Origin of the sequence: Bacillus sp. FSL R5-0512 (assembly GCF_038593295.1) — a bacterium.
In the GTDB taxonomy this organism is placed as follows: Bacteria; Bacillota; Bacilli; order Bacillales; family Bacillaceae; genus Bacillus; species Bacillus safensis.
Genome location: NZ_CP151982.1, coordinates 1,723,737 through 1,738,389, shown reverse-complemented (window position 1 = coordinate 1,738,389; position 14,653 = coordinate 1,723,737). Strand labels below are relative to the sequence as shown.

At 40.6% G+C, this 14,653-nt stretch carries 18 protein-coding genes; 6 read left to right on the top strand and 12 right to left on the bottom strand.

The window, feature by feature from the left end; genetic code table 11:
* Nucleotides 1-16: 16 nt before the first annotated feature.
* The 3 genes from parC to NSQ25_RS08820 all read right to left on the bottom strand — a co-directional run bounded on the left by parC (nucleotide 17) and on the right by NSQ25_RS08820 (nucleotide 5,256).
* A complete protein-coding gene (parC, locus tag NSQ25_RS08830; RefSeq protein WP_326136376.1) occupies nucleotides 17-2,455 on the bottom strand; it encodes a DNA topoisomerase IV subunit A in 2,439 nt (812 codons plus the stop codon).
* A 2-nt stretch (nucleotides 2,456-2,457) separates the two neighbouring features.
* Complete coding sequence (gene parE, locus NSQ25_RS08825; protein WP_039178939.1) at nucleotides 2,458-4,425, bottom strand: DNA topoisomerase IV subunit B; 1,968 nt, start codon at nucleotides 4,423-4,425, stop codon at nucleotides 2,458-2,460.
* 417 nt (nucleotides 4,426-4,842) lie between these two features.
* Nucleotides 4,843-5,256, bottom strand: a complete 414-nt coding sequence (locus tag NSQ25_RS08820) for a CoA-binding protein (RefSeq protein WP_034283453.1) — start codon at nucleotides 5,254-5,256, stop codon at nucleotides 4,843-4,845.
* A gap of 154 nt (nucleotides 5,257-5,410) precedes the next feature.
* Between NSQ25_RS08820 and plsY the strand changes: the two genes are divergently transcribed.
* On the top strand, nucleotides 5,411-5,992 hold the full coding sequence (gene plsY / locus NSQ25_RS08815) for a glycerol-3-phosphate 1-O-acyltransferase PlsY (RefSeq protein WP_024425146.1): 582 nt from the start codon (nucleotides 5,411-5,413) through the stop codon (nucleotides 5,990-5,992).
* A gap of 97 nt (nucleotides 5,993-6,089) precedes the next feature.
* Nucleotides 6,090-6,377 (top strand): HesB/YadR/YfhF family protein, encoded by a 288-nt coding sequence (locus NSQ25_RS08810; RefSeq protein WP_041117530.1) that lies wholly within the window; start codon nucleotides 6,090-6,092, stop codon nucleotides 6,375-6,377.
* A gap of 39 nt (nucleotides 6,378-6,416) precedes the next feature.
* On the opposite strand, the gene NSQ25_RS08805 is transcribed toward NSQ25_RS08810, so the two are convergent.
* From NSQ25_RS08805 to acnA, 7 genes are all read right to left on the bottom strand, one after another.
* Nucleotides 6,417-6,728: a hypothetical protein gene (locus tag NSQ25_RS08805; RefSeq protein ID WP_041117529.1), complete on the bottom strand. Its 312-nt coding sequence runs from the start codon at nucleotides 6,726-6,728 to the stop codon at nucleotides 6,417-6,419.
* Nucleotides 6,729-6,731: 3 nt separating this feature from the next.
* The gene (locus NSQ25_RS08800; protein WP_041117527.1) at nucleotides 6,732-7,157 is read right to left on the bottom strand and encodes a thioesterase family protein; all 426 of its coding nucleotides are present in this window, start codon (nucleotides 7,155-7,157) and stop codon (nucleotides 6,732-6,734) included.
* A gap of 107 nt (nucleotides 7,158-7,264) precedes the next feature.
* Nucleotides 7,265-7,507, bottom strand: coding sequence for a small acid-soluble spore protein Tlp (gene tlp, locus NSQ25_RS08795; protein WP_024427090.1), 243 nt, complete (start codon nucleotides 7,505-7,507; stop codon nucleotides 7,265-7,267).
* Between the two features lie 14 nt (nucleotides 7,508-7,521).
* On the bottom strand, nucleotides 7,522-7,665 hold the full coding sequence (locus tag NSQ25_RS08790; protein ID WP_008357830.1) for an acid-soluble spore protein N: 144 nt from the start codon (nucleotides 7,663-7,665) through the stop codon (nucleotides 7,522-7,524).
* Nucleotides 7,666-7,715: 50 nt separating this feature from the next.
* Nucleotides 7,716-7,841 (bottom strand): FbpB family small basic protein, encoded by a 126-nt coding sequence (locus tag NSQ25_RS08785; RefSeq protein WP_003211002.1) that lies wholly within the window; start codon nucleotides 7,839-7,841, stop codon nucleotides 7,716-7,718.
* A 73-nt stretch (nucleotides 7,842-7,914) separates the two neighbouring features.
* The gene (locus NSQ25_RS08780) at nucleotides 7,915-8,418 is read right to left on the bottom strand and encodes a TlpA disulfide reductase family protein (protein ID WP_024425141.1); all 504 of its coding nucleotides are present in this window, start codon (nucleotides 8,416-8,418) and stop codon (nucleotides 7,915-7,917) included.
* A 66-nt stretch (nucleotides 8,419-8,484) separates the two neighbouring features.
* Nucleotides 8,485-11,214, bottom strand: coding sequence for an aconitate hydratase AcnA (gene acnA, locus NSQ25_RS08775; protein WP_034283443.1), 2,730 nt, complete (start codon nucleotides 11,212-11,214; stop codon nucleotides 8,485-8,487).
* A 220-nt stretch (nucleotides 11,215-11,434) separates the two neighbouring features.
* On the opposite strand from acnA, the gene sspO reads away from it, so the two are divergent.
* From sspO to NSQ25_RS08755, 4 genes are all read left to right on the top strand, one after another.
* The gene (gene sspO / locus NSQ25_RS08770; RefSeq protein WP_034283440.1) at nucleotides 11,435-11,581 is read left to right on the top strand and encodes a small acid-soluble spore protein O; all 147 of its coding nucleotides are present in this window, start codon (nucleotides 11,435-11,437) and stop codon (nucleotides 11,579-11,581) included.
* 16 nt (nucleotides 11,582-11,597) lie between these two features.
* Nucleotides 11,598-11,744 carry a small acid-soluble spore protein P gene (locus NSQ25_RS08765; protein ID WP_003211331.1) on the top strand — a complete coding sequence of 49 codons (147 nt, stop codon included), beginning with the start codon at nucleotides 11,598-11,600 and terminating at the stop codon, nucleotides 11,742-11,744.
* A gap of 102 nt (nucleotides 11,745-11,846) precedes the next feature.
* Entirely contained in the window at nucleotides 11,847-12,248 is a 402-nt protein-coding gene (locus tag NSQ25_RS08760) for an Hsp20/alpha crystallin family protein (RefSeq protein ID WP_326136377.1), read from the top strand.
* A gap of 262 nt (nucleotides 12,249-12,510) precedes the next feature.
* Nucleotides 12,511-12,939 carry a DUF2621 domain-containing protein gene (locus tag NSQ25_RS08755; RefSeq protein WP_024427086.1) on the top strand — a complete coding sequence of 143 codons (429 nt, stop codon included), beginning with the start codon at nucleotides 12,511-12,513 and terminating at the stop codon, nucleotides 12,937-12,939.
* Nucleotides 12,940-13,161: 222 nt separating this feature from the next.
* Here the strand turns inward: NSQ25_RS08755 and NSQ25_RS08750 are convergent, their stop codons facing one another.
* A complete protein-coding gene (locus NSQ25_RS08750) occupies nucleotides 13,162-13,644 on the bottom strand; it encodes a CcdC protein domain-containing protein (RefSeq protein WP_024425136.1) in 483 nt (160 codons plus the stop codon).
* A gap of 94 nt (nucleotides 13,645-13,738) precedes the next feature.
* Nucleotides 13,739-14,446: a cytochrome c biogenesis protein CcdA gene (locus NSQ25_RS08745; protein WP_056766594.1), complete on the bottom strand. Its 708-nt coding sequence runs from the start codon at nucleotides 14,444-14,446 to the stop codon at nucleotides 13,739-13,741.
* Nucleotides 14,447-14,653: the final 207 nt, after the last annotated feature.

Below are 14,653 nucleotides of genomic sequence, written 5' to 3'. Positions count from 1 at the left end.
GGGGGTTTTCGTTTGCTTATTTATTGTCATCTGCCACACGTTCAGGCGTCAGAAGGACATGAGTCACTTCTCCCTGCTCTTCCTCATCTACAATAAACGATCCATTGCTATAACGGTCATTTGCTCTTAGAGTAGAGATTTCAAGCGGAATCGTTGTACCCTTTTCTGTATCTATTTCAAGTGTATCGTGCAGAGATGCAGCGATCACAGCCACAATACGGTGCGGGTTTTTCTTTAATTCTCTCAGCATAAGAACCCCGCGTTTCGCTCTTGATGTTTTATCAAACTCAGAGAGGTTCATTCGCTTTACAGCCCCTCTTTGTGTCGTGAGCACAAGGACATCGTTTTTCGGATCGATGATCTGGCCAGAGACTACCTCGTCCCCTTCCTTCAAATTGATTCCTTTGACGCCGGCCGCTCTCGGTCCAACAACACTTACTTCTTCTTCATCAAACCACAAACCGTAACCATTTTTCGTTGCAATAAACAATTCCTGCTGTCCTGTTGTGACATGAACATCGACGAGTTCATCGTCACCTTTTAGGTTCAAGGCGACAAGCGGTTTCGAATAACGCTGCGCTTTATATTGAAGAAGCTCTGTTTTCTTCACCATTCCGCCTTTCGTAAAGAATAAAAGATATGATGTTTCATCAAATTCTTTTATTGGAATGGCTTTTTGGATTGATTCCTCGCGATCAATCGAAATGATATTCGTAATATGCTGCCCCATGTCTTTCCAGCGTATATCTGGCAGCTGATGAACAGGACAATAAATGTAGCTTCCTTTATTCGTAAACAGCAGAAGAACATCCGTTGTATTCATTTCAAACTGATGAATCAAACGGTCAGTATCCTTCATGCCAAAGTCCTTACCGTTAGAGGCAGCATAGGAGCGCTGGCTTGTTCGCTTGATGTAACCATCCTTCGTGACTGTCACATAAACATCCTCTGATGCGATCATCACTTCAAGGTTAATCTTAATTTCTTCGATTTTTTCCTCAATAACGGATCTTCTCTCATCAGCATATGTCTTTTTGAGCTTTTTCAGGCTGTTTGTAATGACCTTCAGCAGCTTTTTCTCGTTCGCTAAAATGTCTTCAAGCTCTGCTATGCGCACATCTAGCTCTCTTGCTTCGTCTCTTAATTGCGTAATATCTGTATTCGTTAAACGATATAACTGGAGTGAAACAATCGCTTCTGATTGTGCTTCTGTAAAGTCATATTTCGCCATCAAGTTGTTCTTTGCATCACGCTTATCATTAGAGGAGCGGATTGTGGCAATGACTTCATCTAAGATGGAAAGTGCCTTAATTAAGCCGTCGACAATATGGTGGCGTTCCTTCGCTTTTCGAAGCTCGTACGCTGAGCGGTTCGTCACCACTTCTTTTTGATGGGCAATATATGCATCTAGTATAGTTGTGAGCGTCATTAAAGTCGGTCTTCGATTATGTATCGCTACCATATTAAAGTTATATGGGATTTGCAGATCTGAGTTTTTATATAAGAAATTCAGCACACCATTTGCATCTGCTTCTTTTTTCAGCTCTACTACGATTCGAAGCCCAGTACGGTCTGTCTCATCTCGGACCTCTGAAATGCCTTCTACTTTTCTTTCAATTCGGAACTCGTCCATCTTTTTGACAAGATTGGCTTTATTCACTTCGTAAGGAATTTCTGTGATCACGATTTGCTGGCGTCCGCCGCGGATGGTTTCAATCTCCGCTTTGCCTCGAATCATAATCTTTCCTTTTCCTGTTTCATACGCCTTCTTAATACCGTCTACACCTTGAATGATACCGCCTGTTGGGAAATCTGGCCCTTTGATGACCGTCATTAAATCCTCAACCGTACAATGCGGCTGTTCGATTCGTTTAATAACGCCATCAATGACTTCTCTCAAGTGATGCGGAGGGATATCTGTGGCATACCCGGCTGAAATCCCTGTTGATCCGTTTACAAGAAGGTTTGGGAACATCGCTGGTAATACAACGGGCTCTTTACTTGTATCATCAAAGTTTGCGACAAATTCGACCGTTTCCTTGTCTAAGTCCTTTAAAAGCTCTGAAGCAATAGCAGACAGCCTTGCTTCCGTATAACGCATGGCAGCAGGCGGATCTCCATCGATACTCCCGTTATTCCCATGCATCTCAATCAGTACATTTCGTACTTTCCACTCCTGACTCATTCTTACCATCGCTTCATAAACAGATGAGTCTCCGTGCGGGTGATAGTTACCAATCACGTTACCGACTGTTTTAGCGGCTTTACGGAAGTTTTTATCCTGCGTATTTCCTTCTGCATACATCGCATATAAAATTCTTCGTTGTACAGGTTTTAGTCCATCACGTGCATCTGGAAGCGCACGGTCTTGGATAATATATTTACTATAGCGGCCAAAGCGGTCGCCGATTACTTCTTCTAATGGTAAATCATGAAATCGTTCTTGTTGTGCCATGTTTAAACCTCCTCAGCTAGCGACAAGTTTTCATTTTCAAGAATGTTGCTTTCCTCATCAAGTCCAAAGGCGACATTCTTTTCAATCCATTTACGGCGTGGTTCTACTTTGTCACCCATTAGAGTTGTGACGCGGCGTTCCACACGTGCAGCATCATCAATTTTGACCCTGACAAGTGTTCTCGATTCTGGATTCATTGTCGTTTCCCATAGCTGGTCGGCATTCATTTCACCTAACCCTTTGTAGCGCTGAATCGTGTACCCTTTTCCAACTTTCTTCAGTACGTCATCCATTTCTTCATCAGACCATGCGTACTCAATAATCTCTTTTTTCCCTGAGCCTTTGCTGACTTTATATAAAGGCGGGAGTGCAATAAACACTTTGCCATGCTCAATCAGCGGCTTCATATAGCGGTAGAAGAATGTTAAGAGAAGCACTTGAATATGCGCTCCATCCGTATCCGCATCTGTCATGATCACGATTTTGTCATAATTGATGTCTTCTACATTAAAGTCGACACCGACGCCTCCACCAATTGCATGAATAATGGTGTTGATTTCTTCGTTTTTGAAAATATCAGCAAGCTTTGCTTTTTCTGTATTGATGACCTTTCCGCGCAGCGGCAGCACCGCCTGGAATTTACGGTCGCGCCCCTGTTTTGCTGACCCGCCCGCAGAGTCACCCTCTACTAGATATAGTTCGTTTCTTGCTGGGTTTCTAGATTGAGCAGGTGTTAATTTTCCGCTCAGTGTTGCTTCAGACTTTTTTCGTTTCTTGCCGCTCCTTGCTTCTTCACGGGCTTTTCTAGCAGCCTCTCTTGCCTGCTGCGCTTTAATCGCTTTTTTCACAAGAAGAGTGGCTGTTTCCCGGTTTTCTTCAAGGAAATACGCAAGCTTTTCAGAAATAACAGCATCAACAGCTGAGCGTGCCTCACTTGTCCCAAGCTTTCCTTTTGTCTGTCCTTCAAATTGAAGCAGCTCTTCAGGAATTCTGACAGAAATAATAGCAGACAGTCCCTCACGAATGTCAGTGCCTTCTAAATTTTTGTCTTTTTCCTTTAAAAGGGCCACTTTACGTGCATATTCGTTAAAGGCTCTCGTCATGGCCGTTTTGGCACCAGACTCATGTGTACCGCCATCTTTTGTTCTGACGTTATTAACGAATGAAAGGATATTTTCCGAATAGCCATCATTAAATTGAAAAGCAAAATCTACTTCGATGGACTGATGCTCTCCTTCAAACGAGACGACTTCACTTAGAACATCTTTTTCTTCATTTAAATAAGCAACAAAGGCTTCAATGCCTGTCTCATAATAAAAGGTCTCCTGTACATCATGCCGTTCATCGATCAGCTCTATTTTTAATCCTTTTAATAAAAAGGCAGATTCTCTTAAACGCTCTGATAATGTATCGAAATTATAGGTCGTAACACTGAACATGGTAGGGTCAGGCTTAAAATGAATCAGTGTTCCCGTTTTTTTCGATTTTCCGACTTTTTCAAGTGATGTGACAGGTTTACCGCCGTTTTCAAAGCGCTGATGATAAATAAATCCGTCACGTTCAATTGTGACAGTGAGCCATTCTGACAGCGCGTTCACAACAGATGCCCCAACTCCGTGAAGGCCACCACTTGTTTTATATCCGCCTTGACCAAATTTTCCGCCTGCGTGCAGGACCGTTAAAATGATCTCAGGTGTCGGTTTTCCAAGCTTATGCATACCAGTAGGCATTCCACGCCCTTTATCTTGAACGGAAATGCTGTTATCTTTATGTATTTTGACAATGATATGATCTCCATGGCCAGCGAGCACTTCATCGACAGAGTTGTCTACAATCTCATAGACAAGGTGATGAAGACCGCGTGAATCCGTAGATCCAATATACATCCCTGGACGTTTACGGACCGCTTCAAGCCCCTCTAGCACCTGAATAGAATCATCGTTATAATCTACTTGCTGCTTTTTAACCAAATGCTTAATCCCCTTTCACTAACAAACATAACCGGCTAATCATCAAATGATCTCTCTAGATTTTAATGATGATCATGCTGCTCATTACTGTCCACTTTAATAAGCTGCATCATCATCATGCATGTGTCATTCACCAATACATGCTCTTTTGCACAGCTATGAGAATCATTCTACATTCTGCAATCAGAACTAGAAGTCCATTATAAACAAGACTGTTTCATAAGCCAAATGCAATCATATGATGGTTTTAGCAAAACAGAACAAACGTTCTATATTTATCTTATCGCTCTTTTTCTCGATATGCAAGGCCGCCGATATGTCCCTGTCGCCTTATTTTATCGCTTTCTTCTAGAATCGCAAATATATTTCTGCAACAAAAAAGCAAAAATCCTTGAAAAACCAAGGATTTTTGACGATTTAATGAGTTTTTGTCATCGCATGAGCCACCTTGATACATAAATCCATGATGGCGACCTTGCCATTTTCCTCAATCAGCCTTTTCGCTTCTTCGTGATATATGCCTTGCTGCGCCCAAAAAACAGGTGCGTCTATTTCGAGAAACTCTTCTGCCACCTCTGGCAAAAACTCTGAACGTCTAAAGACATTGACGATATCAACAGGCTCTTTTATGTCTTTTAAAGAAGCGACTGCTTTCACACCGAGAGCTTCATCGATCGTTGGGTTCACTGGAATGATCTCATACCCGGCATCCTGCATCGCTTTAGACACCATATAAGACGTCCGGTGCGGCTGATCTGATAAACCAACAACAGCAATTCGTTTACTGCTCTTTAATATACGGCCAATTTCTTCTTTCGTAGGATTGTTCATCCAAACACTCCTTTTCCTCTATTTTAGCGAATTTCTGCTTAAAAACAAAGCTGAATCCATCTGCTTTCGATTTTTTCAAAAAAAGTTCCCCATGTTTTTCACAAGATCATGTTAAAATGTAAGACAAGAGGGAGAATATAAAGGAGTTATGCAGATGTTAATTGCTTTGATGTTTATTTTGGCTTATCTTCTCGGCAGTATTCCATCCGGTCTCATTGTCGGGAAAGCTGCAAAGGGAATCGATATCCGTGAACATGGCAGCGGAAACCTAGGTGCGACGAATGCATTTCGTACACTTGGCGTAAAAGCAGGGTCTATTGTGATTACTGCTGATATCCTAAAAGGGACGCTTGCTTCAGCTCTACCGTTTTTCATGCAGCTGGACATCCATCCCTTATTAGCAGGAGTTGCTGCTGTTATCGGTCACAGCTTTCCTGTCTTTGCAAAATTTAAAGGGGGAAAAGCAGTCGCTACATCAGGCGGTGTGCTGCTATTTTATGCCCCATTCCTATTTATCACGATGATCGCTGCTTTTTTCTTATTTTTATACATTAGTAAATATGTTTCACTATCATCCATGCTGACCGGGATCTATACATTCATTTACAGCATATTCACCAAAGACCTATTCTTAATCATTGTTGTTGCCGTTCTTGCTGGCTTTGTGATCTACAGACACATCGCCAACCTCAAACGAATTCTCAACAAAACTGAACCAAAAATCAAATGGCTCTAGCCGTTTCATCCATTTAAATATGTGGTAAAAGTAAAGAAAAGCTGTTTTTGCATCCTGCATTTTAAAAACAGCATGACTTCAAAAAGGGGCGATCACATTGAAATTAACGATAAAAAAAGATGCACTCAATTGGTACAAGGATGAATTAGATTTAGAAAAAGGTGATCAAGTTCGCTTTTTTGTGAGATATGGCGGGTGCAGTAATGTACAAAAAGGCTTTTCTCTAGGCGTCGCAAAAGATGAACCTCAAAATGCCGGCGCAACCGCTGAAATAGAAGGCATTACTTTCTTTATTGAGGAAAGTGATATTTGGTACTTTGACAACCATGATCTGCATATTGATTATAACGAGTCCGTGAAAGAACCAGAATTTCATTATGAATAAACAAAAAAGATACCTCATCCCTCGGGTATCTTTTTTGTTTTACACTTCAATATACAGCCCATACTCCTGAATGTTTCCTAAAGATCGTTCCTTTTGCAGAATTCTTTTTTGCGGCTCACCGATCAAGTCAAAATGAGGAAACCCTTCGCGGTCATGAATCCATTCTTTTTTTAGTCCATGTCTTTCTCCCCACTCAACTAACCGCTTCATATCCTGACAGGCTGCTTTTGTGACGGTATTGGCGTTTGGAAAACGGTCATCAAGCCAGTAGTGTGTTAAAAAAGCAACTTTTCCTTGCTGGACAGCTGATTTCCAAGCGTTTAAATCGCTTCGTTTAATACCAAAAGCCATAAATTAAACCTGCTTCTTCTTCGACTGTTCATATACTTTATGCCAGGCAGGAAAGGCTTTTCTAAATTGAATAGGTCTAAAGGTGTCTTTATCGACACAAATATGTGAGGTTGTCCCTGTAATCGCTGTTTGTCCATCAGGTTTTTGAATTTCATAGCCATACACCGTTTTGACCCCATTATATTCTTCAATCCATGTATGAACGGTTGCTGTTTCACCATACAGCAATGGTTTTTTATATTGAACCTGCAAGTCTATAACAGGTGCAAGAGCGCCGTCTGCTTCTAGCTGTGCATAGGAAAAACCTAATTCTTTTATCAATGCTGTTCTGCCAACTTCCATCCAAATTAAATAATTGGCATGATACACGATGCCCATTTGATCTGTTTCTGCATAACGGACTTCTATTTCTTTTTTGGATATATACACGTTTTCATCGCTCTCCTATCAAAACCTAAGGTCTGTCTCTGTCATTTTACCACATTCCAAATGGTTCTTCTAAAAAGAGGCAATAAAATAAACCAGGAATCCCTGGTTTATTCGGTATAGCCATTCTTTCTTGCTGCTTCTTCGTCCTTGATCTCAGAACGCATCGCGTCAATACTCATTTTGCGGTTTTCGTTTTTTTGTTTGATCATTTGCTTTTCTGTCTCTGTTGAAACGGACATCGCTGCTTCAGATTCATCAATATTGTCAAGAGTGTTCTCGATCATATCTTGCAGCTTTTCAACATTATCAGAACGATCATCTGGATTGGATTGATATGACTCGTTATTCATGATGATTCCCCTCCTTATTCGCCCTTCGTCTGTATCACATCAGGCTGTTCATTTGATTTATTATGCATCTTTTTACCTTTATTCCGTTTGTATGCTACAGGTTTTGTCCCTAAATGGTCTGGTGTAAACTGCGCTTGTTTATCATGCTCTCTACCCATTATCATCCCTCCCTCTTCTTTAGGATGAACGAAAACGGATAATTCATAACTTATTTCTGTCTAAATCGCTCTTCCAACTTTTCTTCAAGCTGGTTTAAAAATTCCTCATTGCTTAATAATTCTTTTTTATTTTCAAGCACAAGCTCTTCAAATGTGCGTCGTTTTCTTCTTCTCATTCCACTCACCTCCATATATGTATGATTACATTTTCGCCAAAACATTTAGAAAATAAGCAAAAGAGCTGAATCATTATAGATCCAGCTCTTTTTCAATTTCTTTTTTTGTCAGCATTTGATGCTTCACAGACATGATGCGTCCTTTTTCGTCTAATATGTATGTCGTTGGGTATGAGAGCACCTGATATCTTGCTTGAATGCCTTTTTGGTCCAATAAAACAGGAAAGCTCACCTTTAATTCTTTTGTGAATGCTGCCACATGATCCACACTCTTTTCAGTGGTCGTTAAATTCACCGCTAGTACTTCAACTTGGTCATTTTCGCTCCTAATCGCGTCTAAATCCGGCATTTCCGTCCTGCACGGCTTACACCATGTCGCCCAAAAATTGACGAGCACCTTTTTCCCTCGGTAATCAGATAACGAGGCGGTTTTGCCGTCAAGGGTTTTCAGTTCAAAATCAGGGGCCTGATCGCCTTTTTCAAGACCGATTGCGGGCTCTTTTGGCCCAAATAAATTCCACGCAAGTAAACCAATCAACACAAGTAAAACAGCGCTTGCCATTCCTTTTTTCCACATGATTGATCCTCCACTATTTTAAAAAAGAAGAGAAAGCTGTTGGATCGCCTTCTCTTCTTTGCTGTATTAGTTGCTTGCCAATTTTTCGCGAAGTACCATTTGAAGGATACCGCCATGACGATAGTAGTCAATTTCGACTTCACTGTCAAAGCGAACCACCACTTCAAACGTTTTCTCGTTTCCATCTGTGTCAATTGCTTTCACAGTGACGAGATCACGTGGACGAACTGTTTCGTCAACATGAACTTCAAATGTTTCTGTTCCTGTTAGACCATGAGTTTCTGCACTTTCTCCGTCTTTAAACTGCAAAGGAAGTACGCCCATGAAGACAAGGTTACTTCTGTGGATACGCTCAAAGCTTTCAGCTAGAACAAATTTAATTCCAAGAAGGTTTGTTCCTTTTGCTGCCCAGTCACGTGAAGAACCCATTCCGTAGTCTTTACCTGCTAAAATCGCAAGACCTGTTCCATCCTCTTTATAACGCATGCATGCATCATAAATCGATGTCACTTCACCAGTTGGCCAGTAAGTTGTATAACCGCCTTCTGTTCCTGGTGCAATTTGGTTCTTAATACGGATGTTTGCAAAAGTCCCTCTCATCATGACATGGTGGTTACCACGGCGGGATCCATATGAGTTAAAGTCTCTAGGCGATACGCCTCTTTCTTGCAAGTATTTGCCCGCCGGTGTGTCCTTACCAATCGCTCCAGCAGGAGAAATATGGTCAGTTGTGACAGAGTCACCGAACTTCGCAACGACGCGCAAGCCTTTAAGCGGTTCAACTTTACCAGGTTCAACTGATAGGTTTTCAAAGAATGGCGGGTTATCAATGTATGTGGAATTTTCATCCCATTTGTACAATGCATCATCCGTCGTTTTAATTTCATTCCATCGTTCATTGTTGTCAAAAACAGTTTCATACTCTGAACGGAATAGCTCAGGTGTGACAGTGCTTTTAACGACGCTGTTGATTTCATCCATTGATGGCCAAATGTCATTGAAATAAACGTTCTCGCCATTTTTATCGACACCGATAGGATCTTTTGTTAAATCAATATTCACCGTACCAGCAAGTGCATAAGCCACAACTAATGGTGGAGATGCAAGATAGTTACCTTTCACAAGCGGATGAATACGACCTTCAAAGTTACGGTTACCTGATAAAACAGAAGTGATCAGCAGGTCATTTTCAGAGACTGCATCTTCAATTTCTTTCTCAAGCGGTCCAGAGTTTCCGATACATGTTGTACAGCCATATCCAACAATGTTAAATCCGAGGTCTCTTAAATATGGAAGAAGTCCTGAATTCACAAGGTAGCCTGTTACAACTTTAGAACCCGGTGCTAGTGACGTTTTGACGTAGTTTGGCACTTTCATACCGAGCTCACTTGCTTTCTTCGCAACAAGACCTGCTCCGATTAACACGTATGGGTTCGATGTATTCGTACAGCTCGTAATCGCTGCAATCGCAATCGCACCTGTCTTCATCACAGCTTTTTCACCGTTTGCAAGATCAAATTCGATTTGTTTATCAAGCTCTGATTTATCTAAGCCAAACCCTTGGTTACCAGCTGGGCTTTCGATGTGTTGATGGAACGTTTCTTTCATTTTAGAAAGTGGAATCAAATCTTGTGGACGTTTTGGTCCAGATAAGTTTGACTCAATTTTAGAAAGATCAATTTCCACAACATCAGTAAAAATTGGCTCTTCTGCATCTGGCGTATAGAATAAGCCATTTGCGCGAGAATATTCTTCAACGATATTAATTTGCTCTTCATCACGTCCAGTGAGGCGCAGGTAAGCAAGCGCTTCTTCATCTACTGGGAAGAATCCGCAAGTAGCACCGTATTCTGGCGCCATGTTCGCAATCGTTGCACGATCTGCTAACGGCAGTTGTGCAACACCAGGTCCGAAGAACTCAACGAACTTGTTCACTACGCCTTTTTCACGAAGGACTTGTGTGACTTTTAATGCAAGGTCGGTTGCAGTTGTTCCGTTTGGAAGCTCTCCAACTAATTTAGCACCAATCACTTCTGGTACTGGGAAGTATGAAGGCTGACCAAGCATACCAGCTTCCGCTTCGATACCGCCAACGCCCCATCCAAGTACACCGATACCGTTAATCATCGTTGTATGAGAGTCAGTTCCAACTAATGTATCTGGGTAAGTGATGATTTCGCCATCTTCTTCAATCGCATGAACAACACTTGCAAGATACTCTAAGTTCACTTGGTGAACAATTCCTGTTGCAGGCGGAACAGCTTGGTAGTTATTAAACGCTTTCTTTGCCCAGCTAAGGAAGTTATAACGCTCTGCGTTACGTTCGAATTCTAAGTCCATGTTAATGTTTAATGCATCTTCAGTTCCAGCTTTATCAACTTGTACTGAGTGGTCAATCACAAGGTCAACTGGAATTTCAGGGTTGATTTTATCCGGATCCCCGCCTACATCTGCCATTGCTTTTCTTAAAGAAGCAAGGTCAACGACTGCTGGTACACCCGTGAAGTCTTGTAAAATAACTCTAGAAGGTTTAAATGGAACATCAATTTCTTTTACCTCGGCAGTTCCCCATTTTGCCAAGTTTTCAACGTGTTCCTTCTTGATCACTCTACCGTCTACTTGGCGAAGCACTGATTCTAAAAGTACCTTAATGGAATAAGGCAGCTTAGAAACATTTCCGATTCCTTGTTTCTCTAGTGCTTCTAACGAATAATAGTGATACGTTTTCCCATTTGTCGAAAACGTTTTTCTAGATTGAAAAGCGTCTTGTTTAGCGACTTGCTGCTGTTTCGACATGTCCAAAATCCCCCTTTTGATGATCAAGATCAATTTCAATTCTCAGAAAAATCGTCGTATTTCACCACAATTTTCTCACAATTTCATCTTAAAACAAATTCATACATAAGTAAATAACAATGCTTTTATTAAATTCAATAAGTTTAACTTATCATTAGGAAATGATTACTCTTCATAAACGAAGCGGGGCGGGCTCATACTATAAATGAGGTGATAAAACATGACAAAACGCAAAGCGAATCATGTCATTAATGGCATGAACGCAGCCAAAAGCCAGGGTAATGGCGCAGGCTATACGGAAGATGATCAGCTCGTTTTAACAGAAGAACAAAGGCAAAACAATAAAAAACGTAAAAAGAATCAATAAGAAGGAGCCAAACATCATGACGAATAAAAACACAGGGAAAGACATCCGTCAAAACTCTCCTAAGGAGCATCAAGGCGGTCAGCCTGAGCCGTTATCAGGCAGTAAAAAAGTGAAAAACCGCAACCATACAAGACAAAAGCACAATTCTCATCATGATATGTAATTATCCCCCTCTCATCCCGTGACCACACGGGATGTTTTAGGTCTTTCACACATTTCTATTTTCATCATATGATTTATTATGAGATGTGATGGAGGAGTGTTTATGGAGAATGAAAAGCAATCGAATTCCTCTGATTTTATTGAAATAGATGATTGGCTCAATGTTTTAATGGATGATCCATTTGCCTGGTATGATGAACACCTCCCAATTGATCTTTATGAAACAAGCCGTGATTATATTATCGAAATCGATGTCTCCACCTTATCGATCACTGATGTAAAGCTGACCTTCGCTGGACATGAGCTGACGTTGACTTACACAGTACAACATGCAAATGGTGAAGGCGAACAGCCAATTGAAAAAAGCGTGATGCTCCCTTTTTATTTAAACGACAAAGACATTGAAACAGATTATGAAAACCGAGTCATATCGATCAAAATTAAAAAATGTTCCGACCATCCAAACGGTGCATTTTCCTTTCAAATCCCGTACTTCAAACATTAAGAGCCCACCTTTATATAGGTGGGCTCTCTTCCCGTTCGTTTCAAGTCAATACCTTTTGCGAACCACCATGGCCAAATAGTAGAGTCGCTATATGATAATGTATTCTTTTTCTATTAATTGGTTTGGGTCATTCTAGTAAATGGGCGGCTATCAATGAAAAAGGGCATTTATAGAGATCATAGACATACATTTTTGTTATTTTCTTCTATCCTCTCTTCATGTAATATAAAATAGAGAGATAAGGGGTATAAGGAGTGAGAACATGTTAAGCGGCTGGTTTTTGTGGTTCATTTTATTTTGGGGTACAGTGATGATCGGATTACTCGCAATCGGTGGCTTTTTTATGTTTCGCAAGTTTTTAAAACGATTGCCAAAGGAAGATGGGAAATCAGAGCTGGATTGGCAGGATGAATATATTCAAAAGAGCCTTCACCTATGGCGGGATGAGGACAAACAGCTGTTAAATGAACTCGTATTACCTGTTCCAGAGCTGTTTAGAGATGTTGCCAAAGAAAAAATAGCGGGTAAAATCGGTGAGCTGGCATTAAAAGAACAGGCTGCCAGCATTAATTTAGACTTAATCATTCGCGGCTACATTATGGCCACACCAAAGCGGGATCATAAGTTTTTACTGAAGCGCCTTCAAGAAAAAAACATTGATCACTCGCCATATGAATCGTTATTAAAATAACCTCCTTTTATAAAGGAGGTTTCAGCGTTTAGACAAACCCTCGCATTCTTTGTCAGTCCTGCGCGCTGGTGCTCACGAATGTTAAATTCGCTCCGCGCCAGTGCTCGTCCTTCCTAGACTTCAAAGGTTTTCAATAACGCTGAATAGAAGACAAAGGGCTAAAATAAAAGATCATTTTAGCCCTTTGTCAACAATATGTAACCTCCTTTATTAAAAGGAGGTTTAATTCATTTGAATCTGCTGCGGATCTAATTGTTTAGACAGCTTTCTAAACGATAAATACATGGCAACCCGCCAAGGCACGATCATGCCAAAGGCAAGAATCCAAAACATCCCGCTTAATGAACCATAATCAATAGAAGAGCTTAGGATGGTCTTCATCCCGATACGAAGGACAAGAAGTCCAATGAGAATGAACACAAATGCTTTTGACCGTTTTAAGTAGATGTCATTACCTCTAATTTCAAACTTCGATGTTTTGATTAAAAATATGGAGAAAAACATCCCCACTGTGATCGCTTCTAGAAATTCAGCTCCAGTTACCCGAAACATAGGAACAAAAAACATCAATGCGCCAGTGCTCATGAAAATAGGAGGTAAAATAATTTTTTTCGCAGTTGCAGGTTTTGCAGATGACTTAATGCGAATAAACATGACGGCCACCGCCATACATACCGCAATTATAGAAGAGATCAAGATCATCATATCAAATCATTCCTTTATTCTTTAAGGTCAGCCTATGTATAATATACTCCAATTGACGAAAAAAAACCATTCGCCGCGACTGTAGAAAACGATTTCAAAAGCCTGTAAAGCCGCCAAACAATGATGAGAACATGATGATAATCCATGTGAGAAGATCAAAGAACAGCAAAATCCCTACCACAATCATAATGATTCCGCCAATTCGCATGATGAGCTGCTGGCGTTTTCTGATCCACGCCATTTTCGTAATGAAAAAGGAGAGAATAAAAAACGGGACGGCAAATCCGAATACATACGCAATCATATACATGACCGCCGACTCAGGATTGTTACTCGCCAGTGTGATAACAGCGGATAAAATAGGTCCTGTACAAGGTGTCCATCCAGCGGCAAAGCCCATTCCGATGAGAATAGATCCAAAAAAACCAGCAGGACGATTTTTGAACTGGATTCTCTTTTCGCCCATGAGAAAAGAGGGCTTGAATACGCCAAGAGTCATAAAACCAAAGAAAATAATGAGGATGGCTCCAATTTGACGAATCGCTTGATGATAATCATTAAAAAACTTCCCGACAAACGATGTCCCAAAGCCAATCGCAATAAATATAATAGAGAACCCAACTAAAAAGAATAAAGTATGAAGCAGACTTCTTCTTCTCAGCATCACCTTCTCGGATTTCACTTCATTTATACTAACGCCCGTAATATACGATAAAAACGCTGGATAAAGCGGCAGACAGCACGGTGAAATAAAAGAAAGAAATCCTGCTCCAAATGCTAAAAAGTAATTCAAATCTGTCAAAAGAACACCCCCTTCTTACAATATACAATAAGAGATGACAAAATCATTTCATTTTTTTTACATCACCTCAATAAAGATGGTCTATTCTCTTAAAACCTTATATAATTTAATTTGACATCAAGATAATGAATCCTTTAAATTTGAAAATAAACCTTAAAATGGATATAATAGAATCGATTCTTTTTATCAAGATTTGCATGAAAGGAA

Excerpts from the sequence above, each read along its gene's own strand:
- NSQ25_RS08750 (WP_024425136.1), bottom strand. The coding sequence starts at position 13,644 with ATGATGATCTTGATCTCTTCTATAATTGCGGTATGTATGGCGGTGGCC.
- NSQ25_RS08760 (WP_326136377.1), top strand. The coding sequence starts at position 11,847 with ATGGAGAATGAAAAGCAATCGAATTCCTCTGATTTTATTGAAATAGAT.
- acnA (WP_034283443.1), bottom strand. The coding sequence starts at position 11,214 with ATGTCGAAACAGCAGCAAGTCGCTAAACAAGACGCTTTTCAATCTAGA.
- NSQ25_RS08755 (WP_024427086.1), top strand. The coding sequence starts at position 12,511 with ATGTTAAGCGGCTGGTTTTTGTGGTTCATTTTATTTTGGGGTACAGTG.
- NSQ25_RS08765 (WP_003211331.1), top strand. The coding sequence starts at position 11,598 with ATGACGAATAAAAACACAGGGAAAGACATCCGTCAAAACTCTCCTAAG.
- plsY (WP_024425146.1), top strand. The coding sequence starts at position 5,411 with ATGTTAATTGCTTTGATGTTTATTTTGGCTTATCTTCTCGGCAGTATT.
- NSQ25_RS08780 (WP_024425141.1), bottom strand. The coding sequence starts at position 8,418 with ATGTGGAAAAAAGGAATGGCAAGCGCTGTTTTACTTGTGTTGATTGGT.
- NSQ25_RS08820 (WP_034283453.1), bottom strand. The coding sequence starts at position 5,256 with ATGAACAATCCTACGAAAGAAGAAATTGGCCGTATATTAAAGAGCAGT.
- NSQ25_RS08785 (WP_003211002.1), bottom strand. The coding sequence starts at position 7,841 with ATGAGAAGAAGAAAACGACGCACATTTGAAGAGCTTGTGCTTGAAAAT.
- NSQ25_RS08790 (WP_008357830.1), bottom strand. The coding sequence starts at position 7,665 with ATGGGTAGAGAGCATGATAAACAAGCGCAGTTTACACCAGACCATTTA.
- tlp (WP_024427090.1), bottom strand. The coding sequence starts at position 7,507 with ATGAATAACGAGTCATATCAATCCAATCCAGATGATCGTTCTGATAAT.
- sspO (WP_034283440.1), top strand. The coding sequence starts at position 11,435 with ATGACAAAACGCAAAGCGAATCATGTCATTAATGGCATGAACGCAGCC.
- parC (WP_326136376.1), bottom strand. The coding sequence starts at position 2,455 with ATGGCACAACAAGAACGATTTCATGATTTACCATTAGAAGAAGTAATC.
- NSQ25_RS08805 (WP_041117529.1), bottom strand. The coding sequence starts at position 6,728 with ATGGCTTTTGGTATTAAACGAAGCGATTTAAACGCTTGGAAATCAGCT.